This is a genomic window from Flavobacterium sp. TR2 (assembly GCF_025252405.1).
Taxonomy (GTDB): domain Bacteria; phylum Bacteroidota; class Bacteroidia; order Flavobacteriales; family Flavobacteriaceae; genus Flavobacterium.
The window spans coordinates 4,071,314-4,088,775 of the sequence record NZ_CP104307.1; the positions used below are offsets into that span (position 1 = coordinate 4,071,314).

Sequence of the window (17,462 nt, forward strand, 5' to 3'; positions counted from 1 at the left end):
TTAAAATTTAAAATATTCTTTAGCGTTGTTGTATGAAATATCAGAAACTAATTTTCCGATCCATTCCATATCATTTGGAAGCTCTCCTCTTTTGATTTCATCTCCCAAAAGATTACATAAAATACGTCTGAAATATTCGTGTCTTGGAAACGATAAGAAGCTTCTAGAATCTGTCAGCATTCCAACAAAACAGCTGATTAAGCCCATGTTTGAAAGCGCATTCAATTGTTTTGTCATTCCGTCTTTCTGATCTAAAAACCACCATCCAGAACCAAATTGCACTTTTCCGCGAACACTTCCGTCGTTAAAGTTTCCAATCATCGTTGCCATAACTTCGTTATCAGCAGGATTTAAGTTATAGATAATCGTTTTTGTCAATTTATCTTTGCTGTCTAACGCATTCAAGAAGCCAGACAGTTTTTGCGCTTGCGGATAATCTCCTATAGAATCCCATCCTGTATCTGGACCTAAGATTCTGTGCATACGTGCATTGTTGTTACGCAACGCGCCTAAGTGAAACTGCTGCACCCATCCAAATTCGTGGTAAGTTTCGCATAAGAAAATTAAAACAGCACTTTGGAATTTCAGCGCTTCTTCTGGAGACAATGCTCCGTTTTCTCTTTTCTTTTTGAAAATCGCGTTGATTTCGCTTTCTGTAAAGTTTTCGAAGTAAATCTGATCCAAACCGTGGTCACTCAATTTACATCCGTTTGCGTTAAAGAATTCGATTCTTTTTCTTAATGCCGAAAGCAAATCAGCGTACGTGTTAATTGCAATACCGGACACATCCCCTAATGTGTCCAGATATGCATTATAACCATCATTAGCAATTAAGATGGCTTTATCAGGTCTGAAAGCCGTACTCATCTTGATTCCAGTCGAATTGTTAGCGAATTTTTGGTGAAATTCTAACGAGTCGATTGGATCTTCTGTTGTGCAAACTAATTCAGCGTTTACTTTTTTAAGCAGGTTTTGCGTGCTGTACGCTTGAGAATTTATTTTCTCAGAAGTTTCGATATAAATTTTCTCTGCCGATTTTTCATTCAATAAATCATAAATATCAAAATAACGAGCTAATTCTAAATGTGTCCAGTGGTACAACGGATTACGCATCGTGTACGGAACTGTTTTTGCCCAGTTTAAGAATTTATCTTTATCTGAACCATTTCCTGTTACAAACTGCTCGTTGATTCCTAATGTACGCATTGCACGCCATTTGTAGTGATCACCATTGATCCAAACTTGCGTGATATTATCAAAGATTTTATCTTCTGCAATAAACTGTGGATTTAGGTGATTATGATAATCAATAATCGGCTGGTTTTTAGAGTAATTGTGGTATAACTCTTCAGCATATTTATTTTCTAATAAAAAATTATCGTGTATGAATGTCTGGCTCATGTCTTTTTAAATAAATTATTCTTCGTTTGAAGGTTTTCCGATCGTAGCTAGAATTCCTCCATCTACATATAAAATGTGACCGTTTACAAAATCACTTGCTTTTGATGATAAAAATATTGCTGCTCCTGCCAAATCGCTTGGATCTCCCCATTTTGCGGCAGGCGTTCTGCTGATGATGAAATCGTTAAACGGATGCCCATCAACTCGAATAGGTTTGGTCTGTTCTGTTGCAAAATAGCCAGGGCCGATTCCGTTAATCTGAACATTGTATTTTGCCCATTCTGTCGCCATATTTTTAGTCAGCATTTTTAAGCCTCCTTTTGCAGCAGCGTAAGCAGAAACTGTATTTCTTCCCAATTCGCTCATCATAGAACAAATGTTGATGATTTTGCCTTGTCTTCTTTCGATCATTCCCTTTGCTACGTGCTTAGAAACAATAAACGGACTTACTAAATCTATATCAACCACTTCTCTGAAATCTGAAACTTCCATATCCAAAAGCGGAATTCTTTTAATAATTCCAGCATTATTGATCAAGATATCGATTGGTCCTACTTCGCTTTCAATTTTAGCTACAGCAGCTTTTACTTCCTGTTCTTCAGTAACATTAAATTTGTAGCCTACAGCATTTATTCCTTCGCTTTTTAATTCTGCTACGGCATTGTCAATTTTTTCCTGAGAAGAATTTCCGTTTACCACAATTATAGCTCCAGCCTGACCCAAACCTTTTGCCATCGCCATCCCCAGTCCGTGCGTGCTTCCTGTGATAAGGGCAACTTTTCCTTTTATATCAAACAAATTTGTCATCTTATCTTAAATCAGTGATTTTACAAACATCCATATCGCCATAATCTAAGTTTTCACCTGCCATTCCCCAGATAAAAGTATAATTGCTGGTTCCTGAGCCCGAATGAATAGACCAAGGCGGAGAAATAACTGCCTGATGGTTGTTCATCCAGATATGCCTTGTTTCCTGCGGCTGCCCCATGAAGTGGCAAACTGCCTGATCTTGTGGAATATCCAAATAGAAATACACTTCCATTCTGCGGTCGTGAACGTGTGCTGGCATAGTATTCCAAACACTTCCCGGTTTTAATTCTGTCATTCCCATCTGCAATTGGCAAGTTGTTACCACACTTCCGATAATCATTTGGTTTACCGTACGGTGATTAGCCGTTTCCATTGTACCCAATTGTAATTTATTAGCTTCAGCTAAACTTACTTTCTTCGTAGGGTAAGTGGTATGCGCTGGTGCAGAATTCAAATAGAATTTAGCAGGATTATTTTTGTCGTCACTTTTAAAAACCACTTCTTTATTTCCAGCTCCGATGTACAAAGCGTCTTTAAAACCTAACTCATAAGTTGTTCCTTCAACCACAACAGAACCGCTTCCTCCAACATTGATGATTCCTAACTCTCTGCGCTCTAAAAAATAAGGTGCTTTTAGCGGATCAATCGTTTCTAAAGCCAAATCTCCTTTTACAGGAACTGCAGAACCTGCAATGTATCTGTCGTAATGAGAATAAACCAATACCACTTCATCTTCCTGCATTAAGTCATCAATTAAGAATTCTTCTCTCAATTGCTGCGTATCATACTTTTTTACAGCTTCTGGGCTTGACGCGTATCTTGAACTATATTTTGTCATAATTTTAAATTAATGTAATCGATTGCACAAAATTATATTTTTATATTTAAATAGCATAATTGAAAACGAAAAAATGTTTCAATTCTGTTCATTTTTCTTTATAAATCGGTTATTGGACTGTATTTTGGCACTAGAGATTTCATTACAATCCAGCCCGTTAAGTAACAAACCGCACAAATTGAGAAAATGATAAAATATCCAGCCTCAATTCCTTTAAATCCCATAAAAACCATATTAGTATCCTTTGCGTAATCAAACAATACTCCAGACCCTTTATTAATCAATGTTGAGCCAATTCCTCCTGCTAAACCTCCAATTCCTGTAATGGTCGCAATTGCTTTTTTAGGAAACATATCGCCAACTGTAGTAAAAATATTTGCTGACCATGATTGGTGAGCCGCTCCTGCGATTCCGATAATAATTACGGGAACCCAGTAGCTGATATATCCTAATGGCTGTGCGATTAAAGCCAATAATGGGAAAAATGCAAAAATCAGCATCGCTCTCATTCTTCCTTCGTACGGATTCATTCCTTTTTTCTCTACAAAATATGTTGGCAGCCAGCCTCCAATAATAGACAATAATGTAATCATGTACAGTACAAACAATGGCAATGCGGCTTCTGTAGAATCCATTCCGTAAACCGAACTTAAATAAGCAGGAGTCCAAAATAAGAAGAACCACCAAACACCATCGGTCATAAATTTTCCAAAAGCAAAAGCCCAAGTTTGTTTGTATTTAAAGCAATCTGCCAAAGACACTTTTCCTTTAGCTTCAGGTTTAAAACCTATTTTACTATCTTCAATATCATCCTGCTGAATATAAGCCAATTCTTCTGGCGTTACTTTTGAATGCTTTTCTGGCTTATCGTACATAAACATCCAAAATCCCATCCAAACAAATCCTAATGCCCCAATGATGATAAATGACATTTCCCAACCGAAATATTTTGCAATAAAAGGAATTGTAACTGGCGCCGCTAAAGCTCCAACTGTAGCACCTGCATTAAAAATGCTAGTGGCAAAAGCCCTGTCTTTTTTAGGAAAATATTCTGCTGTAGTTTTAATTGCCGCAGGAAAGTTTCCAGCTTCTCCAACCGCTAAAACGAAACGGGCAAAAATAAATAAAGCCACACTCACATTGATTACCAACGCTGTATCGCTTATTGTACTGATTATTTCTTTTGAGCCATGAAAACTCACAAACCATTCTCCCGCAATAATCCCTGAAGTAGCAATACCGCAGAATGCATGAAGACAAGCTCCAACTGACCAGATTCCGATTGCCCAAAGAAATCCTCTTTTAGTATCCAGCCAATCTACAAATCGCCCGGCAAACAATAATGACACTGCATAAAATATAGAAAACAAGGCCGTTATGTTTCCGTAATCATTATTGGTCCAATGAAATTCTGGCGCAATAAAATCACTCCAAGTTAAAGAAAGCACCTGTCGATCCAAGTAATTGATTGTGGTTGCAAAGAACAGCAAGGCACAAATACTCCAACGGTATTTTCCTGTGGTTTTGGCGCTCTGATTTACTGCAACGGTTTCGGTTTGATTCATAGTAAGTGGGTATTATAGTTTTTGTAAATTTTGGTAATCTTAAAAGGCTACATTTACCGCTTTAAAATCAATAAATTACCACCTTAAAAGAAAAATAATGTAATCGATTGCACAAATATAGTTTTTAATCTGTACAATCCAAACAATATTGTATAAAAAATTATTTTTAGTCTATTAAATAAGCATAATGCATAAAAAAAAGAATACAAAATTACACATTAAACAATATATTTGTTAAAAGCATACAGGTCAAAATCATCCCTTTTAGGGGGTAAAATTGTCCTGAGATTTACAATTTAAAAAATACTTTCGGCCAATTTTGATTAATTTAGGCTAACGGTTGCAATTTTTGAACTACAGAACGTATACTATTACAAACCAAATAATTATAAATCAAATTGAAAACTAAAAAAACACAATTTTCAAGAAGAATTACGTTAAGTTTTCTTCTCTTTTCAGGGCTATTTTCTATGAATGCACAAAATCAAGTGATTCCATTATGGGATAAAATTCCAGATGAAGTAAAGGCAACCGATTACAAAGAAAAAGAAGTCATTAAAAATGAAAGAATGGAAAGTACCAGTCAGGTTTCGATGCCAACTTTAAGCATTTTTATTCCGAAGGAAGCAAAACCAAATCAAACTGCTGTAGTCATTTGTCCAGGAGGCGGTTACACTCATTTAGCGTTTGATAAAGAAGGAACAAAAGTGGCTGAATGGTTTAATAGCTTAGGAATTGCAGCTTTTGTATTAAAATATCGAATGCCAACCGATTTAACCATGAAAAATAAAAATGTCGGTCCTTTGCAAGATGCTCAAGAAGCCATTCGTTATGTAAGGCAAAATGCTTCGAAGTGGAATATTGACCCTAAAAAAATTGGAATTTTAGGTTTTTCTGCAGGCGGTCATTTGGCATCGACAGCTTCAACGCATTATGATGATAAAGTATATGAGTCTGCCTATAAAGTAAGCGCTAGACCAGATTTTTCGCTGCTCATTTATCCTGTCATTTCAATGGAGAATGAAATCACGCATAAAGGATCTCAAACCAATTTACTTGGAAAAAATCCTTCAAAAGAGCTGATAGATTCTTTTTCGAACGAAAAGAGAGTGACTTCTAAAACACCTCCTACTTTTTTAATTCATGCCACAGATGATACGGTGGTTATTCCAGAAAATAGCATTAATTATTATTTGGCATTAAAGAAAAATGGAGTTACGGCAGAGCTGCATATTTACGAGAAAGGCGGCCACGGGTTTGGATTGGGTGTTGCTGACACTAGCAAATTTTGGACTCGAGACTGCGCTGAATGGCTAAAATCAAACGGTTATAATTAAAAAAATAAAGGCAAAACTTTTACAAGTTTTGCCTTTTATCAAAAAAAACAAAAAGGAATTATAAAAACCAATTTTATATGTCTAAGCAGTAACTTCTTGTTCTGCGGTATTTTTTAATTTAGGAGCAGGAATTGCTTTAGCCGCCACTGTGGTTTTTGCAGCTGGCTTCTTTTTTCCAAATTTCTGTTTTCCCCACCAGATAATAAATCCCGTAATGGGTAAGCTGGCAGAAATCAAACTGGCCAAAAAAGCAATGATTTTTCCCGTAAGTCCAAGCACGCTTCCTACGTGAATATCATAATTCATGCGCCTGATTTTGTCTGGAATATTGGCTTCTACATATTTTCCCGAAAAGGGAGTCTTAATCGAGATTTCTTTCAGAGTCTGCTGATCAAAACTATATCGGTCCATATTGTAAAAGGTATGTCTCTGCTTATAAACAAAAGCACCTATCGGATCGGCAGGTTTTGCTGGAATGCTGATTAAAATTCCAGCCGCCTGAGGGTTTTCTTTTCTTAAATTCAATAAAACTTTGTCTGTTGTTGTGATATTAAACTCTTTGACATGAGTGGTATCCGATTTTGGCGATTCTCGGTTTTCAACCAATGGTTTTCCTCCAGAGGTTACCCAATACAGCGATTTGCTCCACCAGCCAAAACTCCACACCAAGCCTGTTACGGCAATAAAAAACAGAAAAATGCAGCTGTAAAAGCCAAATACATTATGCATATCATAATTGACACGCTTAAAACTGGCGTCCCATTTAATTTTAAAACTTTTATCAATAATCGATTTAATCCATTTTGTAGGCCACCACAAAACGATGCCCGAAATTAATAGCACCACAAAAATTAAAACAGCAACTCCCACAATTGGTCTTCCAATATCGTAAGGAAGCCATAAAGCGCGGTGTCCGTTTAAAATCCATCTGAAAAAATCTGGCGATTCTCCTCTCGAAAAGGTTTTCACGTTTAGTATTTCTCCTGTGTACGGATTCATGTAAACGCTTATGAACGTTCCGTTTCTTCTTCCTTTACCCTTTTTTTCTTTTTCTTTTCCGCTAGATTTTGCTTGAGTTTTCAGTTCAGATTTTGCCTTTTCTTGATTTTGAGCTAAATCTTTTTTTCTGTCTCCTCTTTTTTGTTCTCCTTTTTCACCAAGACCACCTTCTTCTTTTTTCTCCACAAAATAACCCACAATAGCCGCTTCATCTTTAGCGCCAAAAGTCACGCTGGTCGCTTTTTTATCTTTCATTTTTTTATCTGCTATCGAAACCAACTGAGATGGGAGTAAAAATGCTTTTTCCTGAGGTTTTACAAAACGCCAGTCTTCAATAAAATCTTTAATTTCATTTTCGAAAACATAAATGCAGCCCGTAAGACTGACAATAACAACAATAATTCCAGATGCTAAACCAAGCCACAAATGCAGCCAGGCCATAATGCGCTTAAAAAGCGACTTTTTACTTTTTTTCTTATTATTTGGTTTTGAAGAAGAAAACATAATGGGATAGATAAATAGGATAAATAAAAAAACCGCAAGCCCCGATAAAATAAGGACTTACGGCAAAAAAAATTAGTATTTTAATTTCTGGATTGCAGTAATTTGTCCGCCTTCCACTTTCATGCCTTTTGTTGCTACAGCAGTTGTACCGTTGATAGCGTAAATCCAGTTTCCATCAGGAGTATTAATACCTACAATGGCAGAATTTCCGTCTTCTGAGGTAATATTGTAACGGCTAGTTACAGAAGTCAATGTTACAGGAGCATTTGTTACCCAAGTGAATGTTTGGTTGTAAACATCGGCAATTGCCATTTTTACTGCCCCATTGTTTTTACCTACATTTCCGTACATCAACAATAAGAATTTACCTTTTGAAATATAAGTTGTAGAAGATATTTTATACCCTCCAGATTTTTCCTGAACATTAAAGAAGTAAGATTTGTCGAACTCTGTAGTTCCTTTTTTGATTCTCACAATAGCAGAAGGTTTTGTAGAAGTCATTACAGCGTTGCTAGTTGCAATTGCTCCCGAGAAACCGTAAGCATCGCCATTTTCGTCTTGGAATAATCCGTTTGTGAAATAAGCTCCTAAATAGCTCGTACGGTTATCTTTGATTACTTTCTGTAATTTCAATTCTGGATAATTGTACACCGCAACCCAAGTACTGTCTGGATTTGCAGTACCAAAATTGTCTACTCCGTCACCTTTGATGCTCATATAAGGCATATAAACTTTATCTCCAACCTGAGTTGCCCAAGTATAGAACGCTCTTTCTCCGTTTCCTGCCAGTTTCTTAGTATCTTGCTGCGCTTCGCCAACAATAAGCGATTTTTCAGCATCGATTTTGTACATAGAAGCGATAGAAGCTCCGCTTCTTGGAACTTTAACCGTCAAAATATCTTTGTTTACAGCCGCAAATACGTGAACTGTTTCTGCTTGAAAATCTGATTTTTTAACCAATTTTCCTTCAGCATTTAAGTTGTAAGTTGTTACAGCTCCAGGATTTCCTTGTCCGTAAAGCAAACTGAAGAAGTTGTTTTGTGCTGTAATATAATAACGGTACGTTCCGTCCTGTTCCAATCCGTTTCCTGTAGTGGTAATTGTTCCGGTAGAAACATCATCGGCAGTTAAAAGATAATCTGCAATTCCTGCTGCACCAGTGGTTGCCGTAATAATATATTTTGTTTTTCCTGTATCGGTTCCTCCGCCAGTATCTCCTGATTTATCTGAATCACTGCTGCAAGAAAAGGCTGTAAAAGCTAAAACAGCTGATAACGCTAATGTTGTACTTTTTTTCATTGTATTATGGTGTTTGTATTAAAAATTTAATTATTTGATTTACTGAAGTAATATCTAAACTTGATATAGAAAGCTCTGCTTGGTTTTTGCAAGGAGAAATTGTCATAAAGCTTGTTGTCTAAAAAGTTTTTGCACTCAAAGGCAATATTATATTTCCCGTTTGCCATTGTGTAAACGGCATTTAAATCATGGCTAAACTGCTGAGGAATCTCTAGCTTGCTATCCTTGCTTCCCATACTTGGCCATGACAAATAGTACGTATGGACATAAAGCAGATTATACCCAACAGACAGATTATTACCTTTTTTCCAGACATTATTAAAGAACATTGTAGCATCTGCGTTTCCGAAGAGATAGGGCATATTTGGAATTCTGTCATTATAAAAAGGAGACACATAATTTTGATTGGGTTCGTACATTGTTTTGTTTCTAATATTCTGATAAGTAGCGTTGAAACCTGCCGTAAAACGATTGCTGTAAGAATATCTAATCTCGCCATCAATGCCATAATTGGTCACTTTTCCCTGATTGACATTGGTCGTCATGGTCTGATTGTTGTTTAATGTCGGACGAATAAAATCGACAGCATTTCTATGCAAAAGATTCACATCAAATGATAAGGCATTTTTCTCTCGGAAACTGGTCTGATAGCTTGCGCCCAAATTGTAGTTGTTGCTCTTTTCAGGTCTTAAAGAAAGATTGCCTTCCAGATTGTCGTTGACATTACCAAAGATTTCCTCTGGAGTTGGCAGCCTGTAAGTCTTTTCATAAGAAGCTTTTATCTGCAGATTGCGCTTTAGGTAATAGCTCGTTGCGACACCATAACCAGTTGCAGAAGTATGATCTACGTATTTCTGATAGGCAATATCTCCAGCAGCCCCCGATGGATTGTAGCTTCTGGAATAAGTAGTTTTTAACGAATAATCTTTCAAGAAAACTGACGTGCTCCATTTATCATTATAATCCATCTTGTAACCCAATCCTAAAACATTTTTTTGCGTTTTTTTAGGCTGTTTGTAAACCAATGATTCAGGAACCAATTCGTCACTTTCTTTACGGTTAAACGTATTAAACGTATTATTGACCATAAAAGAATGCCTCTCGTTTAGCGTATAAGTCGCATTGGCAGTAGCAATACCATTGTTGTTGTAGAATTTACGCAACGTTCGGCTTCTTTCTCCTCCTGCGCCTTCATATTGTTTGTAATCGCCAAACCAATTGTATCTTCTAAAAACAGTGTCAATATTCTGTTCGTAGCCAAAATTGTAATTACCCGTTACATTTACGTTAAGTCCTTTGGTAAACAAATCTTTAACCCGATATTTTAAAGTCGGCATTACAATGCTTCCTTTTCTATAAATCTGTCCAAACACGCTAACCATTCGAGCACCAGTTTGTATATCAGCCTTATTTTCTCCGCCCGTAAAACCAATCATCAGCTTATCCGCATATTTTTTTCCGGTTATACCCACATTCAAAATCACCGTTTCGTTACGGTATTTATCATGAAAACGTCTAACTCTCTGATTCGGAAAGTAAGCTCCTGTATTTAAATCGGCTACATCTACATTTACCCAGTAATTATTATCAGAATAGTTCTGAAAAGCATTGATTTCTGTTGTAAAACCGCTTTTAGCCGTATAACCTGCATTAATGCTTGAGCGATGCGTGTTGAATGATCCGAACGAATAAGAAGCATCTGCATAAGTTCTAGGCTTGCTATTGGTTACAATATTTATGGCTCCTCCAAGAGCATCTCCTCCAAGCCAAATGGGCACAACGCCTTTGTAAACTTCTACGCGATCGGCAAGATTGATCGGAATATTATTCATCTGGAAAGAAGAGCCAAAATTATCCATCGGAACTCCGTCAATAAAAACCTTAATCTGATTTCCTGAAAATCCGTTGATCGAAAGCTCCGACCTCGAGCCCACACCACCAGCTTCACGGTTACGCACCCCCGAAACGCGGTCTAAAGCATGAGATAAATCTAACGTTGAATTGTTGAGTTTTTTAGCATCTATTGCCGTTACGCTGTAGGCTTGTTTGTTTACTTTATCTGTTTGCGATCTTCCAAGCACTGTTACACTTTCAAGCTCTTGAAGCTCGCTTTCCATTTTAACTGAAACATCTAAATTGCCCGAAACTTCAATCTGCTTTTTTTGCACTGCAAATCCCATTGCCGAGACTTTCAGCGTATGTTTTCCTGATGGAACATTTTTTAAAATATAATTTCCGTTTTCATCCGAAATAACACTCAAACCTGTTTTTTCGATTATGACTGTCGCGAACGGAATTGTTTCTCCAGAATTTTCAACAACTTTTCCTGCCACTGTGAAACCTTGATTTTGCTGGGAAAATGATAAGAACGTAGTTAGAAAAAATAAACTGGCAAATAAAAATTTTTGAGTTGACATATCTTTAATTAGACTAATTATAAATAACTTTGCTGCAAAAGTACCATCAACGCCTTCAAAAAGGATAGGGAAAAACGGATTATATTTTGAAAATCAAAGCCACACTTTTAACCTCAGAAACGCCAATCATTAAAATTCAAATTGGAGATAAATATTATCCAAAAAGCATTTTAACCGAAGAAAATGTCAACATTCAAAATGGAGATTCTGAAAAAATTATAAGCCGTCATCTCATAACTGAAGGATTAGTTCTTCTTGACACTCAAATGTATTACACAAGCGCAAGAACTGTTAATTTTGAAATCGATGAAGAATCGGTTGTCATGAATTTTATTTACAGCAGCAATGTCGAAACTCACATTGATCAATTGGAAAGCGAGAAGTATTCTAAAAAAAATACCCATAATATTTTCTACACCAACAATTTTAAAGCCACGTTTAACATTCCTCCTTTTACGCAAATCAATTATTTGTCAATTATTTTTTCAAAAGAGTTTTATTACAACATCATAAACGAAGATTGGCAGCTGCACGAAAAATTTTCACAGAAAATCCTTGAAAAGCAATCGAGCTACTTGACCTCAAAATATCTGCCCTTTACTCCTGCAATTCAGTGGGTAACATCCGAAATAAAAAACTGCACTCGAGAAGGCCTTTTAAAAAGAATTTATATCGAAAGCAAAATCAAAGAGCTCCTTATCCATCAGCTTGAAACCTTAATGCCCAAACCGCTGCCAGAAGAAAAAATTAATGAAGAGGATTACAGCAAACTTTTAGAAGCAAAAAAAATATTAGAAAACGACTATAGAAACACTCCTACTCTGCCCGAACTTTCTCGGCTTATTTCGTTAAACGAATTCAAACTAAAAAAAGGTTTCAAAGCTTGTTTTGGAACCACTGTCAAAAGCTACATCATAAAACTGAGAATGGAACACGCCAAAGAACTGTTTCAAAGTAATACCGCCACGGTAAGCGAAGCGGCGTATAAATGTGGCTATAAAGACGTCTCGCATTTTTCTGCAGCGTTTAAAAACTATTATGGCTTTTCGCCTCAAAAGTTCAAAATCAATACCGATATTATCCAGTTCTGGCTAATTGGCTTTTCAATATTGTGGTAAAAAAAAAGGGTTTTAAAATTACGTCCGTCGACACAATCTTAAAACCCTAAAAAAAATTAGACATTAATGTATATTGCAAACTTATATACAAATACCCACGATCAAATGAATATGTCAAAATTCAATGTAAAAACGTTTCTCCAAAAACAGTTTTCTGCAAAAATTTAAATGACATCTAAAAAGGTAAAGAATGCCATCGTTTTCAAATTTCTGCAGGCCAAAATTAGAATTCAGATTATAGATTCCCTTACGGTTTTCCTCATTGTATGAAAAATTTAACACTCTTAACTTTAATTTAAAGTCTTAAGTAATTGTACCGCAAAACATTGCCAAAATCTATTTTAACGTAAATTTGTAAAAGAAAATACTAGTTTCTAAAGGAATCTTAACAAAAAAACATATTTCTTGTCCTAGATTAAGTATCATTTTACAAAACCCTCCCTACATTTGCAAGTGGCTTTAATTAGATAATCGTACTATTAGACCATTAAATTGTAAACAACATAGAAGCTTAGAAGCTTAGAAACTCAGAAACTTTAAAGAAATGAAACAGCTGCAATTTTTATTACTTGGAAAAAACGAAGCTATCCTCGCCATTCTGCTTCGTCTTGTGAATGCCGACGAAAACTGGAATGCCATTGCTTTTAATAATGAAAAAGAAGCGCAAGAACACTTTCAAAACAATAAAATTGATATTGTTCTTTTGAGTTCGGCAATCGAAGATCATGTTGAAAAAGAGTTTACTGCATTCTGCTTAAAAACGCAGCCAGATGTAGAAGTCATAGAACATTTTGGCGGCGGAAGCGGTTTATTAAAATCTGAAATTCTGCATCGATTGCATTTGAAAGGAAAAATTTAGCGACCGCATTTTTCTCTTTAAACATAATGAAAATTCGCTTGTTAACTATAAGAAATTTATACTACTTTTGAGAAGACAAATTTAAACCAACACTTCAAAAAGTAAGTTTCTTAAGATGAAAAAAAGCATCATTCTACTATTAATTTGTTTTTCCTTTCAAATAGGAACTTCACAAAAAATCTATTTCGAAAAAAGCAATTACAAAGACAGTCTTACACTCAGCAAAAACATTCCGCTTCTTGCTAAAAAGCTGCTGCCCCTTTATAAAAATCCAAGCAGAGCTTCTTATTTAGACAATTATGCCAGAATACAATCTGTTGCAGGAGATTTTAAGGGAATGCATCAAACTTTTGCAACCTATTCACAGGAAATTTTAGGAGATAGTATTGCTAACAGGCCTTTAGGATTTATCTATAAAACTTATGGAAAAACAGCACAAAAGGAACCTCAAACTAAATCTGATTTTGAGAGAGTCTATACTGCTGAGTTTTATAAGTTATACAACACTTTTAATGCAGATGGAAAAAGCTGGGCCGAAGGATATTATGATTTAAAACTATCCGACATTAAAAACGATTATGAAGCGCAGCTTAAAACTGATCAAGATAATGACAGCATTAGTGTAGAAAATGCTGCGCAATTATGCAGACAATATGCTCGCTATTTTATTTTAAGCAAAACATTTTCTCTTGCTCGTAATATAATTTCAAAAATAGAAGCGGATACTTATATAATTGACCGTGACATCATTATTACATTGCCAAACGGAAGCACAATTTCTGCCACGATGGTCAGACTTAAAAATGTAACCGAGCCACAGCCTGTTGTAATGAAATATAATATCTATGCTGGTAATGAAGTGAGTGACTGTAAAGAAATTGCAAACATGGGCTATGTAGGTTTTGTGGCCAATACTCGAGGTAAACGTTTAAGCAATGATCCGATAGAACCTTACGAACATGATGGCGATGATGCGTACCATATTCTGGATTGGGTTAGCAAACAGTCATGGTGCAATGGCAAAATTGGATTGTATGGAGGCAGTTATTTAGGTTTTAGCCAATGGAGCGCTGTAAAAAAAGTGCATCCTGCTTTAAAGACCATTGTTCCCTTGGTTTCAGTAGGAGCCGGAATTGATTTTCCTATGCAAAACGGTATTTTTATGAGCTATGCTTTAAAATGGATTCATTTGGTTGCCAATACAAAACTAACAGATCTCAACAGCTTTTTGAACAGCAAAAAATGGGATGAAGTTTTTACAAAATACTATAAAACAGGAGCTAGTTTCCGTTCTTTAGACAAAATTGAAGGCAATTCTTCGCCTATATTTCAAAGATGGCTAGAACATCCTGCTTATGATAGCTACTGGCAGAATATGACTCCTCAAAAAGAAGCATTTGCTAATATTAATATTCCTATTTTAAGTACAACAGGTTATTACGATGATGATCAGCTTGGAGCGATGTACTACTACAATCAATACCAAAAATACAATAAAAGTGATAATTATTATCTCATAATCGGGCCTTATGACCATGGCGGTTCACAAGGAGCTCCCCGAAAAGAATTAGGCGGTTACACCATCGATGAAGTGGCAAATATTCCAATTAATGCCATTATTTTTCAATGGTTTGACCATATCTTGAAAGGTGCCAAACGTCCTGAAATTTTGAAGGATAAAGTAAACTTTGAAATTATGGGTAAAAATGAATGGAGAAGCGTTTCTTCTTTAGACAAAATGCACAATGACAACCTAACCTTTTATTTAAGCAACAGGAATTCCAAATATTCATTGCAAAAAACAGCTCCAAAAAAGGCCATTTCTATTAACCAGACTGTTGATTTTACAGATCGATCTGAAATTAATATCTATAATGATGACTACGTAAATGGTTTTCCTAAAGTTATAGATTCGAATTTGAAACCAGAAAAACAGCTCTTGGTTTTTGAAAGTGATCCTCTTGAAAATTCAACAATAATTAGCGGTTCTTTAAAAGCATCGTTAAAAATAAGCACCAACAAAAAAGACATAGATGTTGAAATACAGCTTTACGAAAAAACAGCAAAAGGCCTATATTTTGCTTTAACCAACAATTTACAAAGAGCCAGTTTCGCAAAAGACAGAACCAAAAGACAATTGTTGACTCCTAATAAAATAGAAACAATCGACATTGCGCAAACCTTTATAATTTCAAAAGAATTAGAAAAAGGAAGTTCTATTATTGTTGTATTGGGAGCTAATAAAAATCCAAACTGGGAAGTTAATTACGGTTCTGGTAAAAACGTTAGCGAAGAAACTATCGATGATGCTAAAGAGCCTCTACAAATAAAATGGTATTCTGACAGCACCATTACAATTCCGATTTTAAAATTGTAAAAACATTTTCATCTATGGAAAAAACATATTCGGTTGTATTTTATTCTAAATCATTGGTTGAGCCCGTTAAAAAAATGAAAGACTTTTTAAAAAGTAAAATCAACTGGTACAACAGCTGCAATTCTGAAGCACACATTACGATTTGTGAATTTGAAATCGACGAATCTCAACTCGATTCTATCAAACAAAAGCTTTCTCAAATTGCTGATCCTTTTACTCCTTTCCAAGTAACATTAAATCACTTTGATTCTTTTCCGAATGCTGGCGCTTTTTTTATTGGCGTAACCGAAGAATCTAAAAATAGTATGGTGCCTATCATGAAAAAAGTTCATGAAACCTTCAAGTTTTTAAAACTTAAAAAAAGCGATAATCCGCACCTGTCAATTGGACGAAGATTAACTCCAGAAAACCTTAAAATAGCTTCTGAGCTTTTTACCGCAATTAATCTTCAATTTGAATGCAATGAAATTGTTTTAAGAGAATTTGATCCCAAAGTAAAACAGTTTTTTGTAATTGAAGCTTTTCCTTTCGGAAGCAATCCTGCGCCTGAGTTTGCACAGGGAAGTCTTTTTTAATGGCTTTGCTGGTCTTGCCACAAAGGCGCTAAGGCACAAAGTTCATTTTTTTCTTAAATGCTTAATGGTTTCAATTATTGCGACTCAACGCATATCAAATTCTGAGTTCCCGTGGTTGAAACCACGGGCGACAAAGATTACAAATTGTACCAGCCAATTTCATAATAAAAAAAAACTCCGTGCCTTAGCATCTTAGTGGCAAAAAATCAAATAACTTTTTTCGTATATTTGAATTTCGCAATTCATAACGCTATGAAATCCCTAGATTCATTTTATAAAGAGATTACCGAGGGCTCGACAGTTGATCCTACTTCTCTACTTCCAAATGACATTCAGAAAGAAATCGGACATTTTAATGTATTTGATATAAAAGAACTTTTGGAGCGCATGAAAGGAAAACCTGGAATGCCTTATGACAGAAGGGCCTACTACAAAATAAGTTTGATAAAGGGCCACAACAGAGCCGAATATGCCGATAAGGTAATCGAAATAAAAAAACAAGGATTGCTGTTTGCAACACCAAAAATTCCGTACAATTATTTGCCTCAGGATACCAATCAGGGAGGCCAATTTTGTGTGTTTACCAGCGAATTTTTATCTAAAAGCAAAAGCGGAATAGACTTGGATGAGCTTCCTATTTTCGCTTCAGACGGTTATCCCATTTTTCAGCTTACGGACGAAGAAGTTTCCGAAGTAGAATTGATTTTCAATAAAATACAAAAAGAAATCAACTCTGATTATATCTACAAATACGATTTGATCAGAAATTATGTGGCTGAATTAATTCACTTTGGGCAAAAATTGCAGCCTATTACAGCTTTATATTCTAAACACAATTCGGCAGCAAGAGTTTCTTCTTTATTTGCCGAATTATTAGAAAGACAATTTCCTATAGAATCCCCAAATCAAAGATTAGAATTGAGGACTGCAAAAGATTTTGCAGAGCGATTATCTGTTCATGTGAATCATTTAAACAAGGTTTTAAAAGAAAATACCGGAAAAACCACAACAGAATTAATTAGCAGCCGTTTGACAAACGAAGCCAAAATCCTTTTAAAACAAACCGATTGGAACATATCTGAAATTGCCTATTCGCTTGGTTTTGAAGAATTAGCGCATTTTTCTAATTTCTTTAAAAAACAAACTTCTTACACGCCGATTGCTTTTAGGAGTTAAATTTTGTTTCAAGTTTCAAGTTTCAAGTTCCAGGTTTCAGGTTTTCAAACTTGCACATAACGTTTGTCTTCCTGAGCGTAGTCGAAGGACACGCACCGTATGGATTTAGCAAAAGGATTCTTCGACTACGCTCAGGAAGACATAAAATGAGGATTTAAATTTTGGAATTTGGAATTTCATTATTGAA

Annotated in this window: 13 protein-coding genes; 6 read left to right on the forward strand and 7 right to left on the reverse strand. The window is 35.6% G+C overall.

Translation table 11 applies throughout. From position 1 onward, the window contains the following. The 4 genes from uxaC to N4T20_RS17590 form a co-directional block, all read right to left on the reverse strand. Positions 1-1,401, reverse strand: a complete 1,401-nt coding sequence (gene uxaC, locus N4T20_RS17575) for a glucuronate isomerase (protein ID WP_260670424.1) — start codon at positions 1,399-1,401, stop codon at positions 1-3. Positions 1,402-1,416: 15 nt separating this feature from the next. After that, complete coding sequence (locus N4T20_RS17580) at positions 1,417-2,208, reverse strand: gluconate 5-dehydrogenase (protein WP_260670425.1); 792 nt, start codon at positions 2,206-2,208, stop codon at positions 1,417-1,419. 1 nt (position 2,209) lies between these two features. Then, positions 2,210-3,049 (reverse strand): 5-dehydro-4-deoxy-D-glucuronate isomerase, encoded by an 840-nt coding sequence (gene kduI / locus N4T20_RS17585; RefSeq protein ID WP_111377125.1) that lies wholly within the window; start codon positions 3,047-3,049, stop codon positions 2,210-2,212. A gap of 98 nt (positions 3,050-3,147) precedes the next feature. Then, positions 3,148-4,614, reverse strand: a complete 1,467-nt coding sequence (locus tag N4T20_RS17590) for an MFS transporter (RefSeq protein ID WP_260670426.1) — start codon at positions 4,612-4,614, stop codon at positions 3,148-3,150. Between the two features lie 398 nt (positions 4,615-5,012). On the opposite strand from N4T20_RS17590, the gene N4T20_RS17595 reads away from it, so the two are divergent. Next, positions 5,013-5,951: an alpha/beta hydrolase gene (locus N4T20_RS17595; RefSeq protein WP_409559626.1), complete on the forward strand. Its 939-nt coding sequence runs from the start codon at positions 5,013-5,015 to the stop codon at positions 5,949-5,951. A gap of 81 nt (positions 5,952-6,032) precedes the next feature. On the opposite strand, the gene N4T20_RS17600 is transcribed toward N4T20_RS17595, so the two are convergent. The 3 genes from N4T20_RS17600 to N4T20_RS17610 form a co-directional block, all read right to left on the reverse strand. Continuing rightward, positions 6,033-7,454: a PepSY-associated TM helix domain-containing protein gene (locus tag N4T20_RS17600; RefSeq protein ID WP_260670428.1), complete on the reverse strand. Its 1,422-nt coding sequence runs from the start codon at positions 7,452-7,454 to the stop codon at positions 6,033-6,035. Between the two features lie 72 nt (positions 7,455-7,526). Then, complete coding sequence (locus N4T20_RS17605) at positions 7,527-8,753, reverse strand: DUF4374 domain-containing protein (RefSeq protein WP_260670429.1); 1,227 nt, start codon at positions 8,751-8,753, stop codon at positions 7,527-7,529. Positions 8,754-8,779: 26 nt separating this feature from the next. Further along, complete coding sequence (locus N4T20_RS17610) at positions 8,780-11,086, reverse strand: TonB-dependent receptor (protein WP_260670430.1); 2,307 nt, start codon at positions 11,084-11,086, stop codon at positions 8,780-8,782. A 170-nt stretch (positions 11,087-11,256) separates the two neighbouring features. Between N4T20_RS17610 and N4T20_RS17615 the strand changes: the two genes are divergently transcribed. The 5 genes from N4T20_RS17615 (at position 11,257) to N4T20_RS17635 (ending at position 17,275) form a co-directional block, all read left to right on the forward strand. Next, the gene (locus N4T20_RS17615) at positions 11,257-12,288 is read left to right on the forward strand and encodes a helix-turn-helix domain-containing protein (RefSeq protein WP_260670431.1); all 1,032 of its coding nucleotides are present in this window, start codon (positions 11,257-11,259) and stop codon (positions 12,286-12,288) included. 544 nt (positions 12,289-12,832) lie between these two features. Then, complete coding sequence (locus N4T20_RS17620) at positions 12,833-13,147, forward strand: hypothetical protein (protein WP_260670432.1); 315 nt, start codon at positions 12,833-12,835, stop codon at positions 13,145-13,147. Between the two features lie 115 nt (positions 13,148-13,262). Beyond that, positions 13,263-15,524: a CocE/NonD family hydrolase gene (locus tag N4T20_RS17625; RefSeq protein ID WP_260670433.1), complete on the forward strand. Its 2,262-nt coding sequence runs from the start codon at positions 13,263-13,265 to the stop codon at positions 15,522-15,524. A gap of 14 nt (positions 15,525-15,538) precedes the next feature. Then, a complete protein-coding gene (locus N4T20_RS17630) occupies positions 15,539-16,099 on the forward strand; it encodes a 2'-5' RNA ligase family protein (RefSeq protein ID WP_260670434.1) in 561 nt (186 codons plus the stop codon). 252 nt (positions 16,100-16,351) lie between these two features. Continuing rightward, complete coding sequence (locus N4T20_RS17635) at positions 16,352-17,275, forward strand: helix-turn-helix domain-containing protein (RefSeq protein WP_260670435.1); 924 nt, start codon at positions 16,352-16,354, stop codon at positions 17,273-17,275. The last annotated feature ends 187 nt before the right edge of the window (positions 17,276-17,462 follow it).

What these genes read in the sequence shown, in the direction of transcription:
- N4T20_RS17635 (WP_260670435.1), top strand. Translation starts at nt 16,352, where the DNA reads ATGAAATCCCTAGATTCATTTTATAAAGAGATTACCGAGGGCTCGACA.
- kduI (WP_111377125.1), bottom strand. Translation starts at nt 3,049, where the DNA reads ATGACAAAATATAGTTCAAGATACGCGTCAAGCCCAGAAGCTGTAAAA.
- N4T20_RS17625 (WP_260670433.1), top strand. Translation starts at nt 13,263, where the DNA reads ATGAAAAAAAGCATCATTCTACTATTAATTTGTTTTTCCTTTCAAATA.
- N4T20_RS17630 (WP_260670434.1), top strand. Translation starts at nt 15,539, where the DNA reads ATGGAAAAAACATATTCGGTTGTATTTTATTCTAAATCATTGGTTGAG.
- N4T20_RS17590 (WP_260670426.1), bottom strand. Translation starts at nt 4,614, where the DNA reads ATGAATCAAACCGAAACCGTTGCAGTAAATCAGAGCGCCAAAACCACA.
- N4T20_RS17620 (WP_260670432.1), top strand. Translation starts at nt 12,833, where the DNA reads ATGAAACAGCTGCAATTTTTATTACTTGGAAAAAACGAAGCTATCCTC.
- N4T20_RS17605 (WP_260670429.1), bottom strand. Translation starts at nt 8,753, where the DNA reads ATGAAAAAAAGTACAACATTAGCGTTATCAGCTGTTTTAGCTTTTACA.
- uxaC (WP_260670424.1), bottom strand. Translation starts at nt 1,401, where the DNA reads ATGAGCCAGACATTCATACACGATAATTTTTTATTAGAAAATAAATAT.
- N4T20_RS17600 (WP_260670428.1), bottom strand. Translation starts at nt 7,454, where the DNA reads ATGTTTTCTTCTTCAAAACCAAATAATAAGAAAAAAAGTAAAAAGTCG.
- N4T20_RS17580 (WP_260670425.1), bottom strand. Translation starts at nt 2,208, where the DNA reads ATGACAAATTTGTTTGATATAAAAGGAAAAGTTGCCCTTATCACAGGA.